This window comes from Paraoerskovia marina (genome assembly GCF_900105445.1).
In the GTDB taxonomy this organism is placed as follows: Bacteria; Actinomycetota; Actinomycetes; order Actinomycetales; family Cellulomonadaceae; genus Paraoerskovia; species Paraoerskovia marina.
In genome coordinates this window covers 2,863,787-2,889,708 of record NZ_LT629776.1, presented here as the reverse complement: position 1 = coordinate 2,889,708, position 25,922 = coordinate 2,863,787, and the positions used below count along the sequence as shown (strand labels likewise).

Below are 25,922 nucleotides of genomic sequence, written 5' to 3'. Positions count from 1 at the left end.
CGCACCGGTGCCGCGTGGGGACGTGCCACGATGGGGCCGTGAATCCGTCCCGTGACCCCGCCCGCACGCTCGCGATGCTCTGGGGCGTCGAGGTCGGTGCGTCGCGCGGGCCGCGGCCGTCGCGCACGGTCGACGAGATCGGTGCCGCCGCGGTCGCGCTCGCGGACGCCGACGGCGTGGCCGGGCTGTCGATGCGCCGGCTCGCCTCCGCGTTGGGCGTCGGGACCATGTCGTTGTACACCTACGTGCAGAACAAGGACGACCTCGTGGACCTCGTCGTCGACCGTGCGTACGCGGAGATGTACTCCGACGACGTCGTGCCGGGCGACACCTGGCGGGACCGGCTGCTCGCCGTGGGCTGGGAGAACTGGCGACTGCTCATGAGCCACCCGTGGCTGCTCGACGTGGATCTCTCACGCCCCGTGCTGGGCCCGGGGGAGACGCGCAGGTACGACCTGGAGCTCGGTGCGGGGGAGGAGGCCGGGCTCTCGGACGTGGCCCTCGACGCGGCCGTCACGCTCGTGGTCTCCACCGCCACCCACGCGGTGCGGCGCCAGCGCGAGGCCGAGCAGGTCCGTGCTCTCGGAGGCCAGACCGACGAGGCGTGGTGGGAGCGCAACGCGGCACTGCTGGCCCTGGTCGGCGAGCGCAGCACCTACGCGCGCGCGGCCCGCGTCGGTGCGGCGGTGGGGGAGGCGCAGGCGGCCGGGTGGTCGGCGACGGCGGAGCTGGAGTTCGGGCTGACCCGCGTCGTCGACGGCATCGGTGCGCACCTCAGCGTTCCAGCCCCCACGTCCGGTCGGTGACCATCCGTGCGACGGCCAGCCCGATCGCGAGGGCGATGACGATCAGTGCGGCCTCGAACCCGTAGGCGAGCGCCGTCGTCGTGTCCCCCTCGGACATGTGGAAGACGGCACGGTACGCCGTGACCCCGGGGACCATGATCACCACGGCGGGCACCGACGCCGTCGTGCGCGGGATGTTCAACCGGGGTGCGAGCCAGGCGGCGAGGAAGCCGATGATCAGCGCCCCGGCGGCGGCGGCTGCCTGGACGGGGACGTCGAGGTCGACCAGCGCGAGGCGGGCGACGTTCGCGATCATCCCGATGCCGCCGGCGCACAGCGCCATCCGCCACGGGCTGTTGAACATGAGCGCGAACCCGGCGGCCGCGCAGAAGCTGGCCACGAACCGCAGGCTCAGCTCGACGCCCGACCCGAGCACGGGCGCGGCGATCGGGTCCGGGGCGAGGCCGCCGATCACGGACACGCCCCAGACGGACAGCGCAGCCGACGTCAGGATCATCAACGCATAGGTCAGCCGTGCGATGCCGGCGGAGAAGTCGAGCTTGGCGAGGTCGAGCGCGCCGGTCAGGAGCGGGAACCCGGGCACGAGGAACAGGACCGCGGAGACGTAGCCGGCCTCGTGGCTGAGCGACTCGACGCCCGCGGTCTCGAGGAGGGCGAGCGTGCCCACGTAGGCCAGGCAGGCGAGCGCCGCCGCGAGCATCGTGACACCGAACTGGTTCCACCCGCGGTGGACGAGCACGCGCCGCAGCGCCTGGCCGAGGCCTGCACCGACGAAGGCGCCGATCACCTCGACGAGGCCGCCCGAGTTGAGGAACGCGAACGCCGCGCACGCGATCGCGGCCCACAGGGCGTTGACCGCCACGGGGTAGAGGGGTGGCTTCGCGGCGATCCGGTCGAGCTCCGCGGTGGCCTGCTCGACGCTCATCCGTTCGGCGCGGTCGGCTCGCTGGGCGAACCGTTCCAGCTCGGCGAGCCGGTCGGAGTTGATGCCGACCGTGCGGACCTCCGTGACCTCGGTGCGGAAGCTGCTGCCGCGGTGCGAGGTCGCGGTGATCTCGGTCAGGGTCACGTGCGCCTGGTGGTTCTCGATGCCCACCGCACGGGCCACGCGCGCCATCGAGGCCTTGACCCGGTACGAGCCGGTGCCGGCGGAGAGGCTGAGGCGGCCGGTGCGCAGCGCCACCCCCGAGCGGCGGATGAGCTCGAGCTCGTCGGCGACGGGACCGCTGGACGGCGGAGGTTCGGTAGCCACCCGCCCATCATGGCGCGTCCCGGGGCCGATGTCGTACGACGGGCAGGACCGGGCCGTGGTGCGAGTCGGCCCGGACGGGGCCACGATCGACCCATGGGACTGCGACTGAGAGAGATCGCCCTCGACTCGCCGGACCCCGACGCGTCGGCGAGGTTCTGGTCCGCCGCGCTCGGGTACCGCGAGGTCGAGCGGGACGACGAGGGTGTCGTCCTCGAGGGGGCGCCGGGAACCCCGACGCTCCTGCTGCTGCGCACGACCGACGTCAAGCGCGACAAGACGCCGATCCACCTGGACCTCTCGCCGGTGCACGGCTCCTCGCGTGACGAGGAGGTGGCACGGCTCGAGGCGCTGGGCGCACGCCGCGTCGACATCGGGCAGGGGGAGGTCTCGTGGGTGGTGCTGGCCGACCCCGCGGGGCTCGAGTTCTGCGTGCTGTCCACGCCGCACCCGCCGGAGCCGGAGCCGTTCGACCCCTGAGTCCACAGACCTCGACGATGGGGTAGTGACGCACGTCACGAACCCCTACACTCGGGCCAACGCGTCGACGCAGGGGTCGGGGCGTTCCGGCACCGTCGAGGAGGACGCATGCTTGAGCTCGGGTCGACCAGCACGACCGTCGTGGGAGTGATCGCCGTGATCGCGGCGCTCTCCCTGGTGTTCGCGATGGTCCTGCGCAGACAGGTGCTGGCCGAGCCCACGGGCACGCCCGCGATGAACGACATCGGCCAGGCGGTGCAGGAGGGCGCGTCCGCGTACCTCAGCCGCCAGTTCCGGACGCTCGCCCTCTTCGTCGTCATCGTCTTCGGGCTCCTGTTCCTGCTCCCCGGCGACTCGGGGGTCAAGGTCGGTCGGTCGATCGCCTTCGTCGTCGGCGCCGGGTTCTCGGCCGCGATCGGCTACCTGGGGATGTGGCTGGCGGTCCGGGCCAACGTGCGCGTCGCGTCCGCCGCCACGCGGCCGAACGGCAAGCTCGAGGGGGCGCGCATCGCGTTCCGCACCGGCGGCGTCGTCGGCATGTCCGTGGTCGGGCTCGGCCTTCTCGGCGCCGCGGGCGTCGTCCTGATCTACGAGGGGGACGCGCCCGCCGTCCTCGAGGGCTTCGGCTTCGGTGCCGCGCTGCTGGCGATGTTCATGCGCGTCGGCGGGGGCATCTTCACCAAGGCCGCCGACGTCGGCGCCGACCTGGTGGGCAAGGTCGAGCAGGGCATCCCGGAGGACGACCCGCGCAACGCGGCCACGATCGCCGACAACGTGGGCGACAACGTCGGCGACTGCGCCGGCATGGCCGCGGACCTGTTCGAGTCCTACGCCGTGACCCTCGTCGCGGCGTTGATCCTCGGCAAGGCGGTGATGGGCGAGGAGGGGCTGGTCTTCCCGCTGATCGTCACGGCGATCGGCGCGCTCGTCGCCGTGCTCGGCGTCTACATCACGAAGGTCCGCGGCACCGAGAGCGGGCTGACGGCCATCTACCGCGGCTTCTACCTCTCGGCGCTCGTCGGTGCGATCCTCGCCGGTGTCGCCGCCTTCGTCTACCTCCCGTCGACGTTCGCCGAGCTGTCCGGGACCGCCGACCTCGGCGACATCACCGCAGACCCCCGCGTCGTCGCGAGCCTCGCCGTCCTCGTCGGGATCGTGCTCGCCGGCGTGATCCTGTGGATCACCGGGTACTTCACGGGGACGACGTCGAAGCCGACCCTCCACGTCGCCGCCACCTCCCGGACGGGTGCGGCCACCGTCGTGCTCTCCGGCATCGGGGTCGGGTTCGAGTCCGCCGTCTACACGGCGGGCATCATCGCCGCCGCGATCTGCGCGGTCTTCCTGATCTCGGGCGGCTCGGTCTGGCTCGCGATGTTCCTGATCGCGCTCGCCGGGTGCGGGCTGCTCACCACGGTCGGCGTCATCGTCGCGATGGACACCTTCGGCCCCGTCTCCGACAACGCGCAGGGGATCGCCGAGATGTCCGGGGACGTCGACGAGGAGGGGGCGCAGATCCTCACCGACCTCGACGCCGTCGGCAACACCACCAAGGCCATCACCAAGGGGATCGCGATCGCGACGGCGGTCCTCGCGGCCACGGCACTGTTCGGCTCCTACGCCGGCGCGGTCCAGGAGGCGCTCGCGGACGTCGAGGAGATCGGCGGCGGGCTCGTCTCGTCGATGCTCTCCTACGAGATCATCTCGCCGATCACGCTCGTCGGCGTGATCCTCGGTGCCGCCACCGTGTTCCTCTTCTCGGGCCTCGCCGTCGACGCGGTCACCCGCGCCGCCGGGGCGATCGTCTACGAGGTGCGCCGCCAGTTCCGCGAGCACCCGGGGATCATGACCTACGACGAGCGACCCGAGTACGGTCGGGTCGTCGACATCTGCACCCGGGACTCGCTGCGCGAGCTCGCGACGCCGGGACTGCTCGCGGCATTCGCCCCGATCGCCGTCGGCTTCGGTCTCGGGGTCGGTCCGCTCGCCGGGTTCCTCGCCGGGGCGATCGCTTGCGGCGTCCTCATGGCGGTGTTCCTGGCGAACTCCGGCGGTGCCTGGGACAACGCGAAGAAGATCGTCGAGGACGGCGCGCACGGCGGCAAGGGTTCGCCCGCCCACGAGGCGACGATCATCGGTGACACGGTCGGTGACCCGTTCAAGGACACGGCCGGCCCGGCCATCAACCCGCTGATCAAGGTGATGAACCTCGTCGCCGTCCTGATCGCACCGGCGGTCGTGGCGATGAGCGCTCCGGCCGATGCGAATCCGGCGGTCCGGATCGGCATCGCGCTCGTCGCCGCAGCCATCGCCTTCGGCGCGGTGATCGCCTCCCGCCTGCGGGCGGCCCGCGTGGACCGGGAGCAGACGGAGGCCGAGGAGGCGTCGGTCGCCTGAGCCGGGCTGCGGCTACCCGACGGCGTCGAGGTAGCGCGCGAGCACGGCGGCGGCGCGCCGGATCACCTGCTCCTCGCCGGTCGCCGCGGCGGTCAGGAGCGAGGCGTCGACGAGGTGCGCCACCAGGTCGACGTCGGTCACCGTCGCGTACCCCGACGCCTCGAGCGTCCGGCGCACCGACCCCAGCAGCCGGGGGCGGTGCTCGGCCATGAGCGGGCGCAGCGCGGGGTCGCGCAGCGCCGTGAGCATCGGGTCGAGGCGGGTGGCGACGACGCGGTCGTCGACCCGGGGCGCGAAGAGCGTCCGAATGACGAGCTCCGCCGCCTCGGGCGATGACCGCCGTCCAGGTTCGAGGGATCGGGAGAACGTCTCGGCCGACGCGGCGCGGAGACCCTCGGCGGCGCGGACGGAGGCTGCGACCAGCGCCGCGCGGGAGGGGAAGTAGTACGACGCAGAACCCTGGGGGACACTCGCGGCGTCGGCAACCCGGCGGTGGGTGATCGCCTCGAAGCCCTCCTCGATCAGGAGGCGTCCGGCGGCGTCGGCCATCGCCCCCTGCCGGTCGCGGCTCCGCCGCTGCTGCGGCTCGCGCTGAGGGCTGGACTCGCTCGGCACCGTCACCCTGTCGAGTCTAGGTGGCCGCAGGGTCGTGCATCAGAACCAATACGCGCGTATGGTTCTTGCGCGCCCGACCCGCAGGCGCCTCGATCAAGGAGTACTTCATGAGCACGACCATCCCCGCACAGGGGCTCGTCATCGACTGGGCACAGATGCCCACGTACAACACCGTCATGTCCGTGGCCGTCGGCGCCGGGCTGATCCTTCTCGTCGCGCTCGGCCGCGACCTGCTGCGCTCCCCGCGGACGGTCGTGACCACCGGATGGGCGCTTGCGTTCGGCGTGCTCGGGACGATCCTCACCGCCACGGGCCTGCACATGACGCTGACGTGGCCGCTCGCGGCCGGGGGCTTCCCGTTCGACAACATCATCTTCGGGGAGACGAGCCTCGCGTTCGGCGTCCTGCTCCTCGCGGCGTCGATCTTCCTCTGGCACCGGGGGGCCGCCGCTCTCGAGCGCGACGACGCGGTCGAGCACCTGCGGGAGACCGCACGCCCCGTCTCCGTCTTCGTCCTCGGCATGGGCCTCGGTCTCCTCGCGATCGCCGTCGCGGGAGTGACCTACCAGCTCTTCGCGGCACCCCCGGAAGAGCCGATCTCCGGCGCCTTTGCCGAGTACCCCCTCGTCGAGGCGATCTTCATGTCCGGCCTCATCGCGCTCGTCGGCCTCGGGGCGATCCTCTTCCCGCTCGCCGTGCGCCGGGGCGGCAGCGAGACCGCCCGCCACCGCGCCGTCGTCGTCATCGGTTGGGCATGGCTGCTGGCCGGGATCGCCTTCCTGCTGTTCGGTGCGATGAACTTCTTCACCCACATCGGGCTGATCGTCAACACGATGGGGTAGCGGAGCGGCCCACCGGCCGGGTGTCTCCCGTCGCATCGTGAGACGCGTGCGGTCGGCCCGAGCGCTAGTGGAAGGATCCCGGCATGAAACGAATTGTCGCAAGTGTCGGCGTCCTCGCCGCCCTGACCGCCGTGAGCGGATGTTCCGAGCAGATCGACGTCGCCGCGTTCTGCACCTCGGGCGGAGGGATGGCCAGCGCGTTCAGCGACGTCGACCCGTCCGACATCGGTGCCACGGGTGACGCCCTGGGCACGCTCGCCACGGATCTGCGGTCCGTCGAGGCGCCCGAGGAGATCGCCGCCGACGTGGAGACCGTCGCCGGCGGGTTCGAGAGCGCCTCGGAGTCGTTCGCGTCGCTCGTCGACATGGACCCGGCGGACCCGGACTATGTCGAGACGGCACTCGCGGCGTCCGAGGGCCTGCAGTCCGACGACTTCAACGCCGCTGCGGAGCGCATCGAGGACTACACCGCCGAGAACTGCTCCTGACCGACCCGGCTCGGGGCTCACGCCGTCGGTGTGAGCCCCGAGCCGTCTAGATCCGTCGACGTCGCCGTGAGACGAGCACCCCCGCGGCCCAGAGGAGCGCGCCCGCCCCGGCGAGCACGGCACCGAGCGTGGCGACCGTCCAGGGGAGGCCGACGGGGATCCCCAGGTGCACGGTCAGGCCGAGGATCCGCGACAGGCCCCAGGGCAGGATCATCATCTGGTCGTTCCACGCGGTCAGCGTCGTCTCGAGTCCGACCGCCCCCACCGCGACACCTCCGACGACGAGCGGCGCGGCGACGGCGAGCAGTACGCGGCCCACCGCCCCGGCGCGGCCGATACCCAGTCCCCGCATCGCCCACGCGGCGGCGAGCAGCACCCAGCAGAACGCCGCGACCGCGACAGTGACGTACACGGTGCGCGCGACGGGCTCCGCCCACAGGCCGTACCAGTAGCCGCCCGGGCCGGTCGGGACGAGGGCGACCATCAGCATCACCGTGCGCAGGACGGCCGCGCCGCCCACGGCACCGGCGAGGGCGAAGGCGTCCCGCCCACGCAGGCTCGCCCACAGGACACCGACGAACAGCGCCCATGCACCGAGCACGAGGGCGAGGTGCACCCAGGACAGGGCCCACGTGTACGCGACGCGGCTGAGCACCAGGGCGGCCGCGGGCACGGCCCAGACCAGCACGCGGTCCGTGCGTCCGGCGTCGACGGCGAGCTCGTGCACCCGCCACGGGCGCGTGGCCCCGATCCACAGGGCGCGCAGGCCGACGCCGCCCGGCAGCCCCGTCCGTGCGAGCAGCCGCTGTCCACGGGACGTGCCGAGTGCGAGAGTGAGCACGAGAAGGAGGCCCAGGACCCGGGCGACCCATGCCACCGCGTGGTCCCGCTCGGCCCGCTCGACCCCCAGGTCCGCGGCGTCGAACGTGTACGCGGGCAGGTAGACGTTCTCCCCGTACGTTTCGACGTGGTGCGCGCGCGAGACCTCGTACGCGTCCCGTGCCTGCGCCCAGGCGGCGCGGGCGTCGGCGTCGGCGGTGTCGAGCCACCGGCCGTGCTGCAGGAAGACGTCGCGGTAGTCCGCGAGGACCGTGAACAGGTCCACCTGGTAGTCGAGAGCGGCGAGGAACTCGTCCCGGAGCTCGGCGTCGCGCCAGGTGGCGGGGTCGGTGCCCGCGACCAGGTCTCGCATCTCCTCGGACGTGGCGACCGCCTGGTGCCCCTCGGCCAGCGCCTCGTCGAGGTCGTCGCCGACGACGGAGGAGATCGAGTCGAGCGCCGCGGCGTCCCCGGAGAGGATGTCCCACTCGAAGATCCACATCATCGGTGGTGGTTCGAGCCCCAGCGCCTTGGTCTGGTACTGGGCGAACGGCCCGATGTAGAGCCCGTCCGTGATCGCGTCGCGCGACATCGCCATCGCCTCGCCGATCGCGGCGACCGTCTGCGGGTCCTCGGAGAACGTGCTGTAGGCCCAGGCGGCGGTGATCTCGCCGGGGGCGACCGTCGGGTCGGCGGCGACACGTGCGGACGCGTAGGTGTTGAGCTCGTAGAGCTCCCAGAACCCGGTCTTGCCGTCGAAGATCATCGGGCCCGCCTTGGTGGGGCCGCCGCTCTGCGGCCAGGCCCAGACCCCCTCGACGTTCGGGTTGGTCTCGAGGTAGTGCTGCATCGCCTCCGCGTAGGCCGAGCCGAGGTCGTTCGGCAGCGCACCGAAGCCCTCGAACTCCCGCCGGGACTGCATCTCGACGATGCGCCGCTGGTCGCCGATCTCCAGGGTCGGATTCAGGGGCAGCCACGAGTAGAAGTCGCCCGCGACGTGCTTGGTGGAGACGACGAGCGCGGGGGAGTCGAGCCCGTCGAGCACCGCCGAGTAGGACTCGGGATTCGTGTGCATGTCCCCGACGGCACCGACGCCCACGGACCACGAGCGGAAGATGACGTCCTTGCCGTGCTCCTCGGCGACGTCGGTGAACGCCGTGAGCATCGCGCGGACCGACTCCTCGTCCGTGACGGCGAGCTCGGACCAGTAGTCCCAGCCGTCCTGGTCGTAGATGCTGCCGGCCTCGCCGATGCGCACCATGACGCCGTCGATCGCGGGCATCGAGGTGAAGAGCTCGTCGAGGCCGGCGGAGTAGACGTCCCAGAACTCGGGGTCGGACGTGTCCCACCCGTTCTCGTCGAGATACTCCTGGAGGGGGGTGGTCAGGACCAGCATGTCGGTCGCGAGGTAGACGTCCATCCCGATCTCGTCCGCGTCCTGCCACATCTGCCCGAAGGTGGCCTGCATGGCCTCGGCGCGGGCGACGTGCTCGTCGTCGGGCCCGTAGACGGCCGCCCCGTCCTCGACGCCGGAGAACGTCAGGTACTCCAGGAACCCGCCCGCGACGAACCCGGTGTAGCCCTGGGCGAGCCGCCGCTTGAGATAGGTGTCGAGCTCGTCGGCGTGGACCGCGAGGGCCTCGGTGTCGACGTACGGAGGGTCCGCCAGGACCGCGTCGGAGAATCCGCCCGCGTTGTGGGAGTAGGGGTCGCCCTCCATCCACGTCTCGGCGTCCGGGACGACGCCGGTGGCCCCGAGGGAGACGAGGCGCATGTCGAGCGTGGGGGTCTGGACGGTGCCGTCGATGTCGGCGGGTACGGGGTCGGCGCCGGTCCGGACGCGGTCGGCGAGGTCGTAGATGCCGCGGGCGGCCCCGGTGGCGTCGGCGGACTCGAGGAGCCAGCCGTCCCCGACGGTCGTCAGGCGGTAGGCCTCGGTCGAGCCCGAGGTGTCGGGCGTACCGGTGGCCAGGTCCTCGATCGGTGTCTCGATGGTCACGAGGAGGGTCCCGGCGTCGGGCTCGGCGTCGGCCGACGGAGTGCTGGTCTGGGTCGTCGCGGTGACGCCGCGCGCGCCGAGCACGGTGAGGAGCGTGTCGGCGGCGGTACGGACGTGCTTGTCGTCGGGGATCTCCACCCGCTCGACCGCGGGAGCCGGGACCGCTGCGGTCACAGGGGCAGCCTGCGGGTCCTCGGGCGCGGGGCTGACCTCGGTGGTCTCGATGCCGAGGAAGCCGGAGAGCTGGACGGCGGTGGCCAGCCCGAGGGCGAGCAGGACGACCGCCGCGATCGCGGCGGTCCAGGGGCGTCGCCGGGTGCGGCGTGAGGCGTCGTCGGTCACGGGCACATCGTAGGTGACCTGGGTCACTGGTCAGGACCGGGTCTCGGGGTGGGGGATTCACGGCGCCTGCGGTCGGTAGGCAGGCCCGCTGTCGCGTCCGGGGGATGGTGCGGCCGTGCCGGGGCGGCCGGCCGGACCTGTGAAAGATGTAAAGACCTGTGAAAGATGTAAAGACCTGTGAAAGACCGGGCGCATGGCCCCGAAGAATCCGTTCAAGCCCACCGCAGGCGCACGCCCGCCTGTCCTGGCCGGACGCCAGGACGACCTCGACCTGATCGACGAGTCCCTGGACAGCGGCCCCGGCGCGCCCGGGCGCCTCGCGCTCGTGACCGGCGCACGTGGGGTCGGCAAGACGGCGATGCTCGCCGCCATTGCCGACCTCGTCGCCACCAAAGCGCAGTGGGTCACCATCACCGAGACCGCCCACCCCGGCCTGACCGAGCGACTGCGCGAGACCGCACTACGCCGTGACGCCGCGACCACCCACGATCCTGACGTCGGACGCATCACCGGCATCACCCTGCCCGGGAACATCGGATTGCATCGCGAGGCGCCCAGGCAACCCGCCGAGACGATGCGCACCGCACTCGTGCGGCTCCTGGACACCCTCGACCGCTACGACACCGGCCTGATCGCGACCATCGACGAGGTCCAGGGCGGTCGCCTCGGCGAACTACGCGAGGTCGCGGCCACGTTCCAGCACCTGACCGGCGGGGGTCGCAACCACGCACTGATCCTGGCCGGGCTGCCCTCCGCAGTCTCCGACGTGCTCAACGACTCCGTGCTGACCTTCCTGCGCCGAGCCGAGCCCATCACCCTCAGCGCGGTCTCGCCGGACGACGTACGCGCAGCCCTGGCCGACCCCATCGAAGCCTCCGGGCGCGCGATCGACGCCGACGCCCTCGAACTCGCCGTCGAAGCCACCGGCGGCTACCCCTACCTGATCCAGCTCGTGGGCTACCAGGTCTGGCGGCGCGCGCGCGACTAGCACATCGACGCCGACGCAGCGCGCGCGGGCATCGCCGCCGCGCTCACACGCCCGGGCGCGACCGTCCACGACGCCGCCCTGGCGGACCTGTCCAACGTCGACCGCTCGTTCCTGATAGCCATGGTCCGAGACGACGGCCCCTCCCGTGTCGGCGACGTGCGCGAACGCCTGGGCCGGGACTCGAACTACGTCACCGTGTACCGCAACCGCCTCATCGAGGCTGGGGTGATCGAGCCTGCCGGGTACGGACTTGTGACGTTCTCCCTGCCCTCCATGCGCGACCACCTTCGCCAGCACGCCGCGCACCAGCACAGCCCCTGGGGCTGAGGGTCGGCGCACGGCACCAGGACGAGACGGTCTCGGCTTCGGGTGACTTCTGGTGCGCGGCGTCGCGGGGGAGGATGGAGACATGGCCAACCCGGTTCCTGATCCCACCGTCCCCGACAGCTCGGACGCCGCGCTCGTCGCGGCGCTGCGCGACGACCTCGGCTCGGCCGACTTCACGGTCGACGGCGTCGAGTCCCTGCTGGGCCCGCTCGCCGCCGCGGCGCTCGACCGGGAGCAGCCGTTGCCGGCGCGCCGGGCCACGCGCACCGTCCTCGACGGCGGCCGCGCGTCGGGGACCGAGCGGCAAGCGGCCCTCACCGCGCTGTTCCTCCTCGGCGACGACATCGCGGCCGCCACGGTCGAGACGGCTCTGCCCTCGGTGGGGCTCGAGGGCGCGGTGCGGCTCGGTCTGGTGGAGCGCTCTGGCGGCGGCCCGGAGGACGCGGTCCGCGCCCGCGTCGAGCTGCGCCCGTATGCCGCGACCGACGCCGAGGGCCCGGTGTCGTGGTGGCTCGCCTCCGACCTGCGCGAGCTCCAGACGGGGCGGCGTCTGCGCGCCGACCACGTGCTGGGCGCCGGCGGGGCGGCGGCGACCCTCGCGCAGGTCACGGTGCGCACTCCGGTCGACCGGGTCCTGGACCTCGGGACCGGTTCGGGGATCCAGGCCCTGCACGCCTCCCGGCACGCGAGCCACGTCGTCGGAACGGACATCTCACGTCGCGCGCTCGGGTTCGCCCGGTTCAACGCGCTGCTCGATGGCGTCGACCCGGGGGTGGTCGAGCTCCGCGAGGGGTCGATGCTCGAGCCGGTCGCCGGCGAGCTGTTCGACCTCGTGGTGTCCAACCCGCCCTTCGTGATCACGCCCCGCGCGGGCCGCGGGTCGGGAGCAGAGGCCGTCCCTGACTACGAGTACCGCGACGGTGGTCAGGCGGGGGACGACGTCGTCCGCTCCCTGATCACGGGCGTCGGGTCTGTCCTGGCCCCGGGCGGCGTGGCGCAGATGCTCGGCAACTGGGAGCAGCGACGCGGCGAGGACTGGACCGAGCGGGTCGGTGCGTGGCTCGACGAGTCGGGGCTCGACGGCTGGGTGATCCAGCGCGAGGCACTCGACCCGGCCGAGTACGCAGAGACCTGGATCCGCGACGGCGGCAGCTCGCGGGAGCGAGACCCTGCCGCGTGGGACGCCGCCTACGGCGCGTGGCTCGACGACTTCGCGGCCCGTGACGTCGAGTCGGTCGGCTTCGGGATCGTCACCCTGCGCCGTCCCTCCGAGGGTCGGACCGGAGGGCGGCTGCGGCGACTGGAGCAGCACACGGGTTCGATCCGGCAGCCGCTCGGCGCCCACATGGCGGCCTCGCTGGCCGCGCACGACTGGCTCGCCGCGCGCGACGACGCGGAGCTGGCGGCCGCGCACCTCGTCGTCGCGGGGGACGTCACGGAGGAGCGCTACCTGACCCCGGGCGCCCAGGACCCGAACATTGTGATCGTGCGGCAGGGCGACGGGCTCGGGCGCGGCATTCACGCGTCGTCTCCGCTCGCCGCGCTGGTCGGGGTGTGCGACGGAGAGCTGGGTGTCGGGCAGATCGTCGGCGCGCTCGCCGCGCTCTTCGAGGTCCGCGCCGACGAGCTCGCCGCGGAGCTGCTGCCCGCCGTCCGGAACCTCGTCCGCGACGGCTTCCTGGCCCCGCTTCCGGCGGATCCCCGGGCCTGAGCCCGGCGTCCTTCGCGACGGTCCGGGACTACGTCTGCGCGGGCAGACGGACCTCGAACACGGTGCCGGTCTCGGCGCCCGGGTCGGTCACCGACGTCACACGGACCCGGCCGTGGTGCGCCTGAACGACCGCCTCGGCGATCGCGAGGCCGAGGCCCGTCGAGACGGTGGCCCCCGTGCGGCCGGCGTTGCCACGGCTGAAGCGCTGAAAGAGGTGCGGGATCTGCTCGGCGGGGATGCCCGGGCCGTCGTCCGTGACCGTCACGACGACGTCGTCGCCCGCGGCGCGGAGCCCGACGACGACCCGGGTCCCGGCCGGCGTGTGCACGCGGGCGTTGCCGACGAGGTTGGTGAACACCTGGCGCAGGCGCATCTCGTCGCCGAGGACGACGAGGTCGGGGGCGTCGTCGGGGCCGCCGGGCAGGTCGAGCTCCCACTGGTGGTCCGCCCCGGCCGCGTGGGCGTCCGTGACGGCGTCGACGGCGAGGATGGAGAGGTCGACGGGCTCGCGGACGAGAGGGCGCCCTGCGTCCAGTCGGGCGAGCAGCAGCAGGTCTTCGACCAGGGAACCCATGCGTGCCGCCTCGGACTCGATGCGGTCGAGCGCGCGCTGGGTGTCCGGGGCCACCTCGTCGGGCGAGCGCCGGACGAGCTCGGAGTACCCGCGGATCGAGGCGAGCGGTGTGCGGAGCTCGTGGGAGGCGTCGGCGACGAACTGCCGGACCTGGGTCTCGGAGTCGTGGCGGGCGGTCAGCGACGTCTCGACGTGGTCGAGCATCCGGTTGAGCGCGGCGCCCACCTGGCCGACCTCGGTCCGCTCGTCGGCGAGCGACTCGTCGACGCGGGGGATCTCGGCCACCTCGCCACGGTCCAGCGGAAGCTCGGAGACACGCGCCGCGGCGCCGGCGACGGCCTCGAGCGGACGCAGGTTGCGGCGGACGAGCCATGCCCCGACGAGGCCGGCGATCACCACGCCGATCGCCGCGAGCAGGACCTCGACGAGGACGAACTGCGAGACGACGCTGCTGACGGTCGACGTGCTCATCGCGGTGACCACCGTCATGCCGTCCTGCGAGTCCTCGCCGGGGCCCGCTCCGTCCGGGGTGCCGACGGACTCGGCGACGGCGCGGTAGTCGCCGAGGTCGGGGACCGCGACGTCGTGCGCCGCGCCGTCGGTGCTCACCTCGGACAGCGCGTCGGCCTGCTCGTCGGTCAGGGCCACCCAGGTTCCGCTCGTGTTCACGTAGCCGCCGTTCGCGGTCCCGTCGACGACGATCATGTTGATGGTCCCGGCGTTCTGTCCGGGTGGCGGTCCGAGTGTCCCGGCGCCGTCGCCGTTGCCGCCCCCGGCGTTGTCGAGCGGGAACCGTACGGCGCGCTCGCTCGCCGCGTGCAGCTCGCTGTCGAGCTGGCTGTAGAGGTTGTCGCGGATGGCGACCGCGGAGGCGAACGCCAGCGCCGCGGAGAACGCGAGCAGCAGGACGATCAGCACGCCGACCAGTCGGCGGCGCAGCGTCACCGCACGACGGGAGCGCTCGGTCACGGGGTGTCCGTCGCCGCGGGCTTGAGCACGTAGCCGACCCCTCGCAGCGTGTGGATCATCGGCTCGCGGCCCGCGTCGATCTTGCGCCGCAGGTAGGAGATGTAGAGCTCGACGATGTTCGCCTGCCCGCCGAAGTCGTAGGCCCAGACGCGGTCGAGGATCTGTGCCTTCGACAGCGCGCGTCGTGGGTTGCGCATCAGAAAGCGCAGGAGCTCGAACTCGGTGGCCGTGAGGTGGATCTCCTCACCCCCGCGGGTGACCTCGTGGGAGTCCTCGTCCATCACGAGGTCGCCGACGACGACGGTCGCGTCCGAGCGGGCGGCGCTCGCCCCGGCCCGTCGCATGAGCGCGCGGAGGCGGGCGACGACCTCCTCGAGGCTGAACGGCTTGGTGACGTAGTCGTCACCCCCGGCCGTCAGGCCCGCCACCCGGTCCTCCACCGAGTCGCGCGCCGTGAGGAAGAGCACGGGGACGTCGGGGGAGTGCGCGCGCATCCGCTGCAGCACCGTCAGCCCGTCGATGTCGGGCAGCGTCACGTCGAGCACGACGACGTCGGGGTCCACCTCGCGGGCCAGCCGCACCGCGGTCTGGCCGTCGAGCGCCGTCGAGATGTCCCACCCCTCGTAGCGCAGGGCCGAGGTGAGGAGCTCGGCGAGGTTCGGCTCGTCGTCGACGACGAGGACGCGCAGGGGGCTGCCGTCGGGGCGGGTGAGGTTGTCGATGGCCACGGATCCATCGTCGCCCCCCGACATCGAGTCTGCCTGTGCGGGGTCTATGAGTCCCCTGTGTGCTCTTCCGGTTGGGCGAGGGGGAGGGTCGCCCGTGCGCTGCCGGCAAGCGTCGCGCTCATGATCGCCTCGATGGCGAACGCGGTGCTGTCCGCGAGCCGGACGGCCTCCGGGTCGAGGAGCCACTGGCTCTGCAGGCCGTCCATCACGCCGATGATGGCGCTCGCGGCGCGGTCGAGCGTCGCGCGGTCGAGGTCGACCTCGACGCTCCGCTCCGCCGCGACCTCGGACAGGGCGGTGCCGATCGACTCTCGAAGTACCCGGAACCGCTCCGTGACCCACTCGGCCGCCGGATGCCCGTCGGTCACGGACTCGCCGGTGATCGCGGTGTACGCCTGGACGATACCCGGGCGGTCCTCGTTCATCCGCGCGGTGCGCACGAGGTGACGGAAGAGCTCCAGTCCCTCGGGAATGTGCTGCCCCTCGAGGTGCTCGACGTCGACGCGGTCGCGGAACTCGAGCACGGCGATGAGCAGGCGGTCCTTGGACCCGAAGTGGTGCAGGACGCCGGCATGGGTGATCCCGACCTGTTCGGCGACCTCGGCGAGGGAGCCGTTGTGGTAGCCGCGAGACCCGAAGGTTCGCATGGCGGCGCTGAGGATCTCCTCCCGGCGTTCTGCGGTCGCAGCCCGCGGGCGCCGCGCGCGGGCTGTGCCTGAGGCGGGCCTCTCCTCGGCGGCTGTGGTCGATTCCATGTCGCAACCATACTGTGATCTAGATCAACTTACTAACTCGTCAGTAAGTGTGGTTCTATGTGAGCACAGTCACTTACTGGGTAGTCAGCAAATGCCCGGACGAAGCCGAAGACAACGACGTCAAGGAGTACATGCGTGTCGACCCGGACGAGGCCCGAGACCGGCCTGCTTGCGCGATCGGTGCTCGGCGCCCTCACGCTCGAGGAGAAGATCTCCCTGGTCGTCGGCCGGGACATGTGGACCACCCGTGGCCTGCCGAGGGTCGGGCTCCGGCCGATCGCTCTCTCCGACGGTCCGGTCGGCGTGCGCGGGACCAGCACGGACGAGTCGGTACGCTCCGCGATGCTCCCCGCGCCGAGCGCGCTGTCGGCGACGTGGGACCGAGAGCTCGCGTGGCGTGTCGGCGCGCTCTTCGCGTCCGAGGCGCGTCGTCACGGGGTCGACGTCGTCCTGGCACCCCAGGTCAACCTCCAACGGACCCCGGTCGGCGGCAGGCACTTCGAGTGCTACTCGGAGGATCCGCACCTGACCGCCGAGATCGCCGTCGCCGTCGTGAGCGCGGCACAGGAGCGCGGCGTGGGCATGTGCGTGAAGCACTTCGTCGCCAACGACTCCGAGACCGACCGGACCAGGTACGTCGCTCGGGTCGAGGCGCGTGCCCTGCGCGAGGTGTATCTCCCGCCCTTCGAACGGCTCGTCCGTGAGGCGGGCGCGTGGTCCGTCATGGGGGCGTACTCCGGCGTCGACGTCGGCGGCGTCGCTGCACCGGCGCTCGAGCACCGCCCGCTGCTGACCGGAGTCCTCAAGGACGAGTGGGGCTTCGACGGCGTGGTCGTGAGCGACTGGGTCGCGACTAAGTCGGTCCTGCCCGCCGTCCGCGGCGGTCTCGATCTGCAGATGCCGGGCCCGGATGGTCCGTGGGGAGTCGGGTTGCACGACGCGGTGGCGGCGGGCGAGGTCACCGAGGCCGAGCTCGACGAGAAGGTCTCCAGGATCCTGCTCCTCGCGGAGCGGGTCGGCGCGCTGGCCGGTGCCGACGCTGCGGCGGCACCGGCCGGCACTGCCTGGCCCGACGCGGTCGGCGAGCGACCGTGCGACGCTGCGCCACCGCCGCAGAGCATCCTGAGGGAGGTCACCGCCCGCTCCGTCGTCGTGCTCAAGGACGACCCGCGGCTGATCCCGACGGGTGTGCGGAACGCGCGGAGGATCGCCCTGGTCGGACCGAACGCGGCCGAGCTCTTCCTCCAGGGCGGCGGGTCCTCCTTCGTCCGACCGGACCACGTGACGCACCTGCCGTCCGAGCTGCAGGCGGCGCTGCCGGCGACGCGGGTCGACGTCCATCCGGGCGCCAGGGCCCGGCAGAACCCGCCCGCGCTCGACGTCGGCGCTCGATGCACCGACCCCGAGAGCGGGCTGCCCGGCGTACGGATCGAGCTGCTCTCCGCCGACGGGCACGTCCTGTCGTCCGTCGTCCACGACGAATGGAACGGGTGGTTCGCCGAGGTCGTACCGGAGGCCCGCACCCTGCGACTCACGACCTCCGTCCACCTGGCCGAGCCCGGACGCCACGCGCTCGGCGCCGGCACCGTCGGGGTGCACCGTGTCCTCGTCGACGGCCAGCTCGTCTGTGCCGGAGACGTCGTCGTCGCCGAGGAGATCATCCTCAGCAGCGGTCACAACCACCCGGTCGCCACCACGGTGGTGATCGACGTCGACGAGCCGACCGACGTGGTGCTGGCCGCCGAGCTCCAGGTGGTCCATCCGGTCGGATACGACTCGTTCGTCCGCGCTGCCCTCGTCCACCGGCTGCCAGGGCCGGGCGACGACGAGGTGATGGCGCAGGCGGTCGAGGCCGCGAGGGCCGCCGACCTGGCGGTCGTCGTCGTCGGCACCACCGAGGAGGTGGAGTCCGAGGGGTTCGACCGCACGTCGCTCGACCTGCCGGGAAACCAGGACGAGCTCGTCCGGCGGGTCGTCGCCGCGAATCCGCGCACCGTCGTCGTGGTCAACGCCGGGGCGCCCGTCCTGCTGCCGTGGCTCGATGACGCGCCGTCCGTGCTGTGGGCCTGGCTGCCCGGCCAGGAAGGCGGTGCGGCGCTCGCTGACGTGCTGACCGGACAGACCGAACCGTCGGGCCGGCTTCCGTGGACGTTGCCCGCGCGAGCGTCGGACGTCCCCGTGCCCCACGCGACACCCGTCGACGGGATCGTCGAGTACGCGGAGGGCGTCCACGTCGGCTACCGCGCCTGGGAGCGCGACGGTCTGACACCGGCCGCGTGCTTCGGCCACGGACTGGGGTGGACCACCTGGTCGTACGACGGCGTCACGCTCGTCGTCGATCCGGATCACCCGGGCGACGTCACGGTGGACGTCACGATCCGCAACGACGGCGAGCGCTCGGGCCGAGAGGTCGTCCAGGTCTACGTCGAGCCCCCGCCGGGGTCGCAGGACGACCGCCCGCGGCGGTGGCTCGGCGGCTTCACGGTCGTCGACGTCGATCCGGGAGAGTCGGCGACGGCACGTGTCCGCGTTCCGCTCCGTGTGTTCCAGGTCTGGTCCGTCGACACCTGGGTCACGCCCGTCGGTCGTCACACGCTTCGTGTCGGTCGGTCGGTCCGAGACCTTCGCCTGACGGTGGGTGTACCGCCCCTGTCCCCGAACAACCCGTAGGACCGCTCGCGGGGACGACCCCGTGGACGACATCAGTGCAAGGAGGCACTCGTGAAGAATCGCAAGCTCATGCCGCTCGTCGCCCTCGCTGCGGCGACCACCCTGTTCACCGTGACCGCATGCTCGGGAGGAGGTGACGAGTCGGCCGACGACACGACGAACGCCGACGGCGCCGTCTCTCAGGGCGAGGTGCTCACGGTCGGCATGCCCAACGGCACACAGACGGAGAACCAGAGTCCCTTCGCCACGGGATCGTCCGCCCTGTCTCTCGGGTACGCCTTCGTCATCTACGAGCCGCTGATGATGGTCAACGACGCGATCCCGTCCGACGACCCGAAGCCCTGGCTCGCCGAGTCCGTCGACTGGAACGAGGACTTCACCGAGGCGACGATCACCCCGCGCGAGGGAGTGACGTGGTCGGACGGCGAGGAGTTCACCGCGGACGACGTCGCCTTCTCGATCAACCTGCGGAAGGAGTTCGAGGGGCTCAACACGGCGGCACTGCCGTACGAGGACGTCTCGACCGACGGATCGACGGTGACCGTGACCTTCTCGGCCCCGCAGTTCGTCAACCAGACCAAGCTCTACGACCTCCTGATCGTCCCTGAGCACCTCTGGAAGGACGTCGAGGACCCGACGACGTTCGAGAACACCGACCCTGTCGGAACAGGTCCCATGACATTGGAGTCGTGGACGCCGCAGGCCGCCACTGTCGTCGCGAACCCGGACTACTGGGGTGGGACCCCGGCCGTCCCGGAGATCCGGTACTCCTCGTACAACGACAACAACGCGCTGACGACCGCGCTCACGACGGGCGAGGCGCAGTGGGGGTGGACGTTCATCGCCGACTACGAGAACGTCTACATCGCCCAGGACCCGGAGCACTACCACCAGTACGCGGCCGCCGGGCTCGGGATCGACGCGCTCTTCCTCAACAACGAGCAGAAGCCGTTCGACGACATCGCCTTCCGCAGGGCGCTCAACATGGTGGTCGACCGCCAGCAGCTGGTCGACATCGCGACCTCCGGGGTGAACCCCGCGCTGACGAGCGTCTCGGGCATGCCGATGCCGGCCGGCGAGGACTTCCTCGCGTCGGACCTCGAGGGGCAGGACTACGCCGTCGACGTCGAGGGGGCGAAGGCTCTCCTCGACGAGGCCGGCTACACCGGCGTCGGTGAGTCGCTCGTCGACCCCGACGGCGAGCCGGTCGCCTTCGAGCTGACGAACCCGGCCGGCTGGAACGACTACCTGACGGCGCTCGACCTGATCAAGACAGCGGCGGCGGAGCTCGGTGCGGAGGCCACCGTCCAGCCGGCGAACCAGGACGGCTGGTTCGCCGACATCATCCCGCCGGGCAACTTCGACGCGAGCCTGCACTGGACCGACGGAGGCGCTACCCCGTGGGACATGTACGCCGACATCATGGACGGCGGCCAGTACGTGCCGCTCGGCGAACCCGCGAACTGGAACTTCGGGCGCTTCCAGAACGACGACGTGACGGCGGCGCTCGCCGACTACGCCAGCGCCACCGACGACGAGACCCGCAACGAGGCGATGGACACCGTCCAGCAGGTCTTCGTCGACGAGGTGCCGGCGATCGCCATCTGGTCGCGGCCGGCGACGGCACAGTACTCGTCGCTCAACTACACCGGGTGGCCGTCGGAGGACGACCCGTACAACCAGGCGCAGCCCACGGGTCCGCAGGCCGCCGAGATCGTCATGAACCTCGAGGTCGCGACCGACTAGGGGTGTCGCGGTGCGACGGCCCGGCCGTCGCACCGCACCTCTCGACCACAGCCAGGGCGCCACGTGGTGCCGCTCCGTCGCCGGCTTTGCCGGCCGTCCCGATCAAGGTGATGTTCATGCCCGCACCGTCCAGCGTCGACCCGCCTGCCCTGCGCGTCGTCGGCCTGCAGAAGCACTTCCCCGTCCGGGGCCTTCGGTCGAAGAAGGTCGTGCACGCGGTCGACGACGTCGACCTGGAGCTGCATGCGGGAAGCGTCGTCGCGCTGGTGGGGGAGTCCGGCTCGGGCAAGTCCACCGTCGCGCGTCTGCTCGCCCGGCTGATGCCCGCCACGGGGGGGACGATCGAGCTGGACGGCCGCGACGTCACCGGCGGTGGCCGTCGCGCGTTCCGCCGGTACGTCGGCCGGGTCCAGATGATCTTTCAGGACCCGTTCGGCTCGCTGAACCCGGTCCACACGGTGCGCTACATCCTGACCCGGAGCCTGCGGATCCATCGAGGCAGGCTCCGGGGCGAGGCGCTCGAGGAGGCCCTCGCCGAGCTGCTCGAGCGGGTGCACCTTGCACCCGTTGAGCGGTACGTCGACAAGTACCCCCACGAGCTCTCAGGAGGTCAGCGGCAGCGCGTGGCCATCGCCAGGGCGCTCGCCGCGGACCCGGAGGTGCTGCTCGCCGACGAGCCGATCTCGATGCTGGACGTCTCGATCCGCCTGGGAATCCTCAACCTCCTCCGGGACCTGCGTGACCGGATGGGGATCGCGATCCTCTACATCACGCACGACATCGCGTCGGCGCGCTACTTCGCCGACCGCACGATGGTGATGTACGCGGGACGCGTGGTCGAGGTCGGTGACTCGGAGTCCGTGACGCAGGACCCGAGGCATCCCTACACGCAGCTCCTCGTGGGCTCGGCCCCGGACCCCGACGACATGAGCACGCGGGCGCGCGGGGCGCACGGCGAGGCTCCGAGCCTCGTCTCGCCGCCGCCCGGCTGCCGGTTCAACACCCGATGCCCGTTCGCGACCGACCTGTGCCGCGAGGAGGTCCCGGAGCTGCTCGACGTCGGTGACGGCCGGGCAGCGGCCTGCTGGGGCTACTCCGACCGCTCGGACCGGCCCCGCCTCGGCTCCGTGCTCGAGGCCTACGGCAGCCGGACGTCGTCGCCGGGAGAGGGGGCGGCGTCATGAAGTTCCTGACCCGACGACTCGCCTTCTACGTCGTCACGGCGTGGGCCGCCGTCACGATCAACTTCCTGATTCCCCGGATGATGCCGGGGGACCCGGTCACCGCACTGATGGGGCGCATGCAGGGTCGGATCGACTCGAGCGCCGAGAACTCGATCCGTGTGCTCTTCGGGCTCGACCAGGACACGAACGTCTGGCAGCAGTACGTCGAGTACTGGCGACTGCTCTTCCAGGGCGACCTGGGGCTCTCGTTCACGTTCTTCCCGACGCCCGTCGCCGACATCGTCCGGCAGTCGCTGCCCTGGACGGTCGGGCTGGTCGGTATCGCGACGATCATCGCGTTCGTGTTGGGCACCGGCCTCGGCATGGCGATCGGCTGGCGCCGCGGTACGTGGGCGGACGCGCTGCTCCCCATCACGACGTTCTTCTCCGCGGTGCCCTACTTCTGGCTCGGGCTCATCGCCATCACGGTGTTCTCGGTGACGCTGGGCTGGTTTCCCTCGAGCGGGAGCTATGACCGGGGACTCATCCCGGGGTGGAGCTGGGAGTTCGTCGGGTCCGTCATCTACTACGGGTTCCTCCCCGCGCTGACCGTCGTCCTCGCGTCCGTGGCCGGGTGGATCCTCGGGATGCGGAACATGATGGTGACCGTCTCGTCGGAGGACTACGTGACCGTCGCCCACGCGAAGGGGCTCCCGGGCCGCAAGGTCATGTTCGGCTACGCGGCTCGCAACGCGATCCTCCCGCAGATCTCCAGCTTCGCCCTGTCCCTCGGCTTCATCGTCGGGGGCACGCTGATCATGGAGATGGTCTTCTCGTACCAGGGGATCGGCTACACCCTCTACCAGGCGGTATCCACGCAGGACTACCCGCTGATGCAGGGCTGCTTCCTGGTGATCACGCTCTCCGTGCTCGCGGCGAACATCGTCGCCGACTTCGTCTACGCCGCACTCGACCCGCGCACCCGCCAGGAGGCATGAGATGACGACGGACACGACGCTCGTCGAGCAGATCCCGGATCTCGAGACCTCGGGACGGCCGAAGAGAGCCCGACAGAAGAACCTGCTCTTCCTGCGCAACTCGAAGGCGATCACCGGACTGGCGATTCTCGGCTTCTTCGCCGTGCTCGCGATCGTCGGTCCCTGGATCGCCCCGTACGACCCCAACCAGATCTCGCCGGACCTCGTGCAACCGCCCTCGGGCTCCCACTGGCTGGGTACCGACCACCTCGGGCGTGACGTGCTGTCGCAGCTCGTCGTGGGGACCCGGAGCGTGCTGGTCGTCGGGTTCGTGGCCGGTGTCGCGGCGACCTTCATCGGCGTCGTCGTCGGGGTCACGGCCGGATTCGTGGGCGGGGTCGGCGACGAGACGCTCTCGGCGCTCGCGAACGTCTTCCTCGTCATCCCGCAGCTGCCCCTCATCATCATCATCGCCGGGCAGCTGCCGACGGCGGGCGGGCTGACCGTCGCACTCGTGATAGCCGCGACCGGGTGGGCGTGGGGAGCGAGGGTCCTGCGCGCCCAGACGCTCTCCCTGCGACGGCGCGACTTCATCGAGGCCGCACGGGCGAACGGCGAGCGGACGTGGCGGATCGTGCTGGCCGAGATCTTGCCGAACCTGACGGCGATCATCGCGGCCGGCTTCGTCGGGACCGTGACGTTCGCGGTGCTCTCGCAGATCACGCTCTCGTTCATCGGGATCCTCCCGCTCGACACCTGGAACTGGGGGACCGTGCTCTTCTGGGCCCAGAACAACCTCGCCCTCCAGCGGGGGGCCTGGTGGTGGTTCGTCCCGGCCGGCCTCTGCATCGCAGGACTCGGCATGGCGCTGACCTTGATCAACTTCGGCATCGACGAGTTCGTCAACCCCCGACTTCGGAGCACCGGAATGCACGCACGGTCGCTGCGACGTCGAAAGATCCGTCCGCGCGTCGGCTTCACGCCGGTCGTGCACGAGGCGCAGGAGGACCGCGCATGAGCACGTCCGCAATCCCACGCACAGCCCCTCGGGAGGGGGACGCCCGCACCGGTGAACCGGTGCTCGAGATCAGGAACCTCTCGGTCGACTACGGGTACGGCTCCGACCCGACCCATGTGCTGCGTCAGGCCTCGCTGACCCTTCACCGGGGCGAGGTCCTCGGCCTCGCGGGAGAGTCCGGCTGCGGCAAGTCGACGCTCGCCTACGGAGCGACCCGGCTGCTGCCGCCGCCCGGTCTCGTGACGGGCGGGCAGGTGTGGTTCACGGACCGGGACGGCACGAGGTCGGACATCCTCGCGCTCGACGACGCCGCCCTGCGTGCCTCGAGATGGCGGGACATGGCGATCGTCTTCCAGGGAGCCATGAACTCCCTGAACCCCGTCTTCCGGATCGGACGACAGATCGCCGACGGGATCCTCGCCCACTCGCCGGGCATGCGCCGGGCCGACGCGACGGAGCGGGCTGCCGCGATGCTGGAGATGGTGGGCATCTCGCCCGACCGCCGTCGGGACTTTCCGCACCAGCTGTCGGGCGGCATGCGTCAGCGCGTGATGATCGCCATGGCGCTGTCCCTGGACCCGCAGGTCCTGATCATGGACGAGCCGACGACAGCCCTCGACGTGGTGATGCAGCGGCAGATCGTCGAGCAGATCGCCGAGCTGCGCGAACGTCTCGGCTTCGCCGTCATCTTCATCACCCACGACGTCTCCCTGCTGATCGAGATCGCCGACCGGATCGCGATCATGTACGCCGGGGAGATCGTCGAGGAGGCAGCCGCCCAGGACGTCTACCGGCGGCCCCGTCACCCGTACACCGATGCGCTCCTGCACTCGTTCCCGCCGTTGCGGGGGCCTCGTCGTGAGCTGGGCGGGATCCCCGGGTCGCCGCCAGATCTCGCCCGCCTTCCCACGGGATGCCCGTTCCGCGCCCGGTGCGCCTTCGCGTACGACGCCTGTGCTCACGTGGTCCCGGAACTGGCGGAGACCGGCGTTCCCGGGGACGCCCCCTTCCGGCGCGTGGCCTGCCTGCGGCACGACACGCGCTCCGTCGTCGAGGCCGGGTTCGACCCGCAACCTCTCCCCGAGGAGCTCGCACGACGGTAGTCGCGTGTCCCAGCGACGAGCCAGCATGGTGGCCTACGGTGATCGCATGACCACACCTTCCGGCCCGTCCGGGTCGAACGGCATGCCCGGTGAGCTGCCACCCACGGTCCCGCTCCCCGGGGCCGGGACCGCGCGCCCGCAGCGAGCCGCGTCGCCCTCGGGAAGCGTCCCGCTGCAACCCCTCGAGCCCGCCGCCGGAAGCGTCGCGGCGCGCGTCCTCGCCGGGGTGGCGGGGATCGCGGCCGCCGTTCTCGTGTGGGTCGTGTGGAGGTATTTCGTCGGCACCTACGACGGTCAGCGCGCCGACTGGGCCGCGTTCGAGGGGGCGACGTACGGCCAGGGCAGGCTCTGGCGCGTCGCCGAGCCCGTCCTCGACGTCGTCTCGATCTCGTTCGTCGTCCTCGGAGTCGGAGCCGCGATGGGCATCGCGCTCGTCCGACGCCGGTGGGCGCTCGCGATCCAGGTCGCCTTCCTCGTGGCCGGGGCCAACGTGACGACGCAGCTCCTCAAGCACGTCGTCCTCGACCGCACGAACCTCCTCGGCACCTGGGACTCGGGCAACACCCTGCCGAGCGGGCACACCACCGTCGCGGCCTCGGTCGCCGTCGCGCTCCTCCTCGTCGTACCGCGCAGGGGTCGCCCGCTCACGGCGCTCCTCGGAGCCGGCTACACCGCCGCGACGGGGGTGTCGACGCTGGTGGGGCAGTGGCACCGGCCCAGCGACGTGATCGCGGCGGTGCTCGTCGTCCTCGCGTGGACGGGGATCGTCCTCGCCTTCACCCCCGCCTCGGGGCTGGACCGCGTCAGCCCCTCCGAGCCGACGGTCGGCGCCGGGTCCTGGACCACCGCCGTGCTGCTCTGGGTCGGTGGCGGCGCGGCGCTCGCGGGCGCCGGTCTCGCGCTCGAGCGGGTCCTCGCGGCTGCGCCGTGGCAGGAGCCGCAGACGGTGGCCTACGTCGGGGGCGCGTTCGGGGTCATCGGGTGCACCGCGGTCGCGTTCGGCCTCATGCTGGTGCTGCGCCAGGCGACCGGACATCCGGGCGCGGCGGCACAGGTGGCTCGCCACCAGTAGTGTGCAAGCCGTCCACGAACGGCAACACGGCCGGACCAGGTGGCGTACCGTCGGGTTCTGCCACAGCATGCGTACGGGCTCGACGCC

The 25,922-nt window shown here is 71.7% G+C and carries 21 protein-coding genes; 15 read left to right on the top strand and 6 right to left on the bottom strand.

Annotated elements, in window-relative coordinates; genetic code table 11:
* The first annotated feature begins 38 nt into the window (after positions 1–38).
* Positions 39–806 (top strand): TetR/AcrR family transcriptional regulator, encoded by a 768-nt coding sequence (locus tag BLU20_RS13105; RefSeq protein ID WP_231959229.1) that lies wholly within the window; start codon positions 39–41, stop codon positions 804–806.
* On the opposite strand, the gene BLU20_RS13100 is transcribed toward BLU20_RS13105, so the two are convergent.
* The gene (locus tag BLU20_RS13100; protein WP_029252006.1) at positions 775–2,058 is read right to left on the bottom strand and encodes a threonine/serine exporter family protein; all 1,284 of its coding nucleotides are present in this window, start codon (positions 2,056–2,058) and stop codon (positions 775–777) included. The genes BLU20_RS13105 and BLU20_RS13100 overlap by 32 nt on opposite strands.
* A gap of 93 nt (positions 2,059–2,151) precedes the next feature.
* Here BLU20_RS13100 and BLU20_RS13095 point away from each other — a divergent pair, with 93 nt between their 5' ends.
* Together BLU20_RS13095 and BLU20_RS13090 are read left to right on the top strand one after the other, a co-directional pair.
* Positions 2,152–2,535: a VOC family protein gene (locus tag BLU20_RS13095; protein ID WP_083372793.1), complete on the top strand. Its 384-nt coding sequence runs from the start codon at positions 2,152–2,154 to the stop codon at positions 2,533–2,535.
* Positions 2,536–2,643: 108 nt separating this feature from the next.
* Positions 2,644–4,929, top strand: coding sequence for a sodium-translocating pyrophosphatase (locus tag BLU20_RS13090; RefSeq protein ID WP_029252008.1), 2,286 nt, complete (start codon positions 2,644–2,646; stop codon positions 4,927–4,929).
* Positions 4,930–4,941: 12 nt separating this feature from the next.
* Here BLU20_RS13090 and BLU20_RS13085 read toward each other — a convergent pair whose 3' ends face one another.
* Positions 4,942–5,550: a TetR/AcrR family transcriptional regulator gene (locus tag BLU20_RS13085; protein WP_157270497.1), complete on the bottom strand. Its 609-nt coding sequence runs from the start codon at positions 5,548–5,550 to the stop codon at positions 4,942–4,944.
* A gap of 101 nt (positions 5,551–5,651) precedes the next feature.
* Between BLU20_RS13085 and BLU20_RS13080 the strand changes: the two genes are divergently transcribed.
* Together BLU20_RS13080 and BLU20_RS13075 are read left to right on the top strand one after the other, a co-directional pair.
* Complete coding sequence (locus tag BLU20_RS13080) at positions 5,652–6,386, top strand: DUF981 family protein (protein WP_083372791.1); 735 nt, start codon at positions 5,652–5,654, stop codon at positions 6,384–6,386.
* Positions 6,387–6,469: 83 nt separating this feature from the next.
* Positions 6,470–6,874: a hypothetical protein gene (locus tag BLU20_RS13075; protein WP_083372790.1), complete on the top strand. Its 405-nt coding sequence runs from the start codon at positions 6,470–6,472 to the stop codon at positions 6,872–6,874.
* A gap of 46 nt (positions 6,875–6,920) precedes the next feature.
* Here BLU20_RS13075 and BLU20_RS13070 read toward each other — a convergent pair whose 3' ends face one another.
* The gene (locus BLU20_RS13070) at positions 6,921–10,034 is read right to left on the bottom strand and encodes a hypothetical protein (RefSeq protein ID WP_157270495.1); all 3,114 of its coding nucleotides are present in this window, start codon (positions 10,032–10,034) and stop codon (positions 6,921–6,923) included.
* Between the two features lie 193 nt (positions 10,035–10,227).
* On the opposite strand from BLU20_RS13070, the gene BLU20_RS13065 reads away from it, so the two are divergent.
* The 3 genes from BLU20_RS13065 to BLU20_RS13055 all read left to right on the top strand — a co-directional run bounded on the left by BLU20_RS13065 (position 10,228) and on the right by BLU20_RS13055 (position 13,060).
* Positions 10,228–11,022, top strand: coding sequence for an ATP-binding protein (locus BLU20_RS13065; RefSeq protein WP_083372788.1), 795 nt, complete (start codon positions 10,228–10,230; stop codon positions 11,020–11,022).
* Positions 11,023–11,142: 120 nt separating this feature from the next.
* Positions 11,143–11,349 (top strand): hypothetical protein, encoded by a 207-nt coding sequence (locus BLU20_RS13060; protein ID WP_083372787.1) that lies wholly within the window; start codon positions 11,143–11,145, stop codon positions 11,347–11,349.
* Positions 11,350–11,431: 82 nt separating this feature from the next.
* Positions 11,432–13,060 carry a DUF7059 domain-containing protein gene (locus tag BLU20_RS13055; RefSeq protein ID WP_083372786.1) on the top strand — a complete coding sequence of 543 codons (1,629 nt, stop codon included), beginning with the start codon at positions 11,432–11,434 and terminating at the stop codon, positions 13,058–13,060.
* Between the two features lie 28 nt (positions 13,061–13,088).
* On the opposite strand, the gene BLU20_RS13050 is transcribed toward BLU20_RS13055, so the two are convergent.
* From BLU20_RS13050 to BLU20_RS13040, 3 genes are read right to left on the bottom strand one after another with little or no spacing between them, the layout of a single operon-like run.
* Positions 13,089–14,603 carry a sensor histidine kinase gene (locus tag BLU20_RS13050; RefSeq protein ID WP_231959228.1) on the bottom strand — a complete coding sequence of 505 codons (1,515 nt, stop codon included), beginning with the start codon at positions 14,601–14,603 and terminating at the stop codon, positions 13,089–13,091.
* Positions 14,600–15,355 carry a response regulator transcription factor gene (locus BLU20_RS13045; protein ID WP_083372785.1) on the bottom strand — a complete coding sequence of 252 codons (756 nt, stop codon included), beginning with the start codon at positions 15,353–15,355 and terminating at the stop codon, positions 14,600–14,602. The genes BLU20_RS13050 and BLU20_RS13045 overlap by 4 nt, the downstream gene beginning before the upstream one ends.
* A gap of 20 nt (positions 15,356–15,375) precedes the next feature.
* Complete coding sequence (locus BLU20_RS13040) at positions 15,376–16,086, bottom strand: TetR/AcrR family transcriptional regulator (RefSeq protein WP_083372784.1); 711 nt, start codon at positions 16,084–16,086, stop codon at positions 15,376–15,378.
* A gap of 135 nt (positions 16,087–16,221) precedes the next feature.
* Here BLU20_RS13040 and BLU20_RS13035 point away from each other — a divergent pair, with 135 nt between their 5' ends.
* The 7 genes from BLU20_RS13035 to BLU20_RS13005 all read left to right on the top strand — a co-directional run bounded on the left by BLU20_RS13035 (position 16,222) and on the right by BLU20_RS13005 (position 25,835).
* Positions 16,222–18,756 (top strand): beta-d-glucosidase, encoded by a 2,535-nt coding sequence (locus tag BLU20_RS13035; protein WP_231959226.1) that lies wholly within the window; start codon positions 16,222–16,224, stop codon positions 18,754–18,756.
* 51 nt (positions 18,757–18,807) lie between these two features.
* Positions 18,808–20,502, top strand: coding sequence for an ABC transporter substrate-binding protein (locus BLU20_RS13030; protein ID WP_052366797.1), 1,695 nt, complete (start codon positions 18,808–18,810; stop codon positions 20,500–20,502).
* Positions 20,503–20,618: 116 nt separating this feature from the next.
* Complete coding sequence (locus tag BLU20_RS13025) at positions 20,619–21,686, top strand: ABC transporter ATP-binding protein (protein ID WP_083373073.1); 1,068 nt, start codon at positions 20,619–20,621, stop codon at positions 21,684–21,686.
* Positions 21,683–22,663 carry an ABC transporter permease gene (locus BLU20_RS13020; protein WP_029252021.1) on the top strand — a complete coding sequence of 327 codons (981 nt, stop codon included), beginning with the start codon at positions 21,683–21,685 and terminating at the stop codon, positions 22,661–22,663. Before BLU20_RS13025 ends, BLU20_RS13020 begins: the two co-directional genes overlap by 4 nt.
* Before the next feature lies 1 nt (position 22,664).
* Positions 22,665–23,660 (top strand): ABC transporter permease, encoded by a 996-nt coding sequence (locus BLU20_RS13015; protein WP_029252022.1) that lies wholly within the window; start codon positions 22,665–22,667, stop codon positions 23,658–23,660.
* Positions 23,657–24,763, top strand: coding sequence for an ABC transporter ATP-binding protein (locus tag BLU20_RS13010; RefSeq protein ID WP_083372783.1), 1,107 nt, complete (start codon positions 23,657–23,659; stop codon positions 24,761–24,763). The genes BLU20_RS13015 and BLU20_RS13010 overlap by 4 nt, the downstream gene beginning before the upstream one ends.
* Before the next feature lie 46 nt (positions 24,764–24,809).
* Entirely contained in the window at positions 24,810–25,835 is a 1,026-nt protein-coding gene (locus tag BLU20_RS13005; RefSeq protein ID WP_231959225.1) for a phosphatase PAP2 family protein, read from the top strand.
* Positions 25,836–25,922: the final 87 nt, after the last annotated feature.

Coding starts and splice junctions, on each gene's coding strand:
- BLU20_RS13010 (WP_083372783.1), top strand. CDS start 23,657: ATGAGCACGTCCGCAATCCCACGCACAGCCCCTCGGGAGGGGGACGCC.
- BLU20_RS13015 (WP_029252022.1), top strand. CDS start 22,665: ATGACGACGGACACGACGCTCGTCGAGCAGATCCCGGATCTCGAGACC.
- BLU20_RS13065 (WP_083372788.1), top strand. CDS start 10,228: ATGGCCCCGAAGAATCCGTTCAAGCCCACCGCAGGCGCACGCCCGCCT.
- BLU20_RS13045 (WP_083372785.1), bottom strand. CDS start 15,355: ATGTCGGGGGGCGACGATGGATCCGTGGCCATCGACAACCTCACCCGC.
- BLU20_RS13095 (WP_083372793.1), top strand. CDS start 2,152: ATGGGACTGCGACTGAGAGAGATCGCCCTCGACTCGCCGGACCCCGAC.
- BLU20_RS13040 (WP_083372784.1), bottom strand. CDS start 16,086: ATGGAATCGACCACAGCCGCCGAGGAGAGGCCCGCCTCAGGCACAGCC.
- BLU20_RS13090 (WP_029252008.1), top strand. CDS start 2,644: ATGCTTGAGCTCGGGTCGACCAGCACGACCGTCGTGGGAGTGATCGCC.
- BLU20_RS13075 (WP_083372790.1), top strand. CDS start 6,470: ATGAAACGAATTGTCGCAAGTGTCGGCGTCCTCGCCGCCCTGACCGCC.
- BLU20_RS13005 (WP_231959225.1), top strand. CDS start 24,810: ATGACCACACCTTCCGGCCCGTCCGGGTCGAACGGCATGCCCGGTGAG.
- BLU20_RS13080 (WP_083372791.1), top strand. CDS start 5,652: ATGAGCACGACCATCCCCGCACAGGGGCTCGTCATCGACTGGGCACAG.
- BLU20_RS13055 (WP_083372786.1), top strand. CDS start 11,432: ATGGCCAACCCGGTTCCTGATCCCACCGTCCCCGACAGCTCGGACGCC.
- BLU20_RS13025 (WP_083373073.1), top strand. CDS start 20,619: ATGCCCGCACCGTCCAGCGTCGACCCGCCTGCCCTGCGCGTCGTCGGC.
- BLU20_RS13020 (WP_029252021.1), top strand. CDS start 21,683: ATGAAGTTCCTGACCCGACGACTCGCCTTCTACGTCGTCACGGCGTGG.
- BLU20_RS13060 (WP_083372787.1), top strand. CDS start 11,143: ATGGTCCGAGACGACGGCCCCTCCCGTGTCGGCGACGTGCGCGAACGC.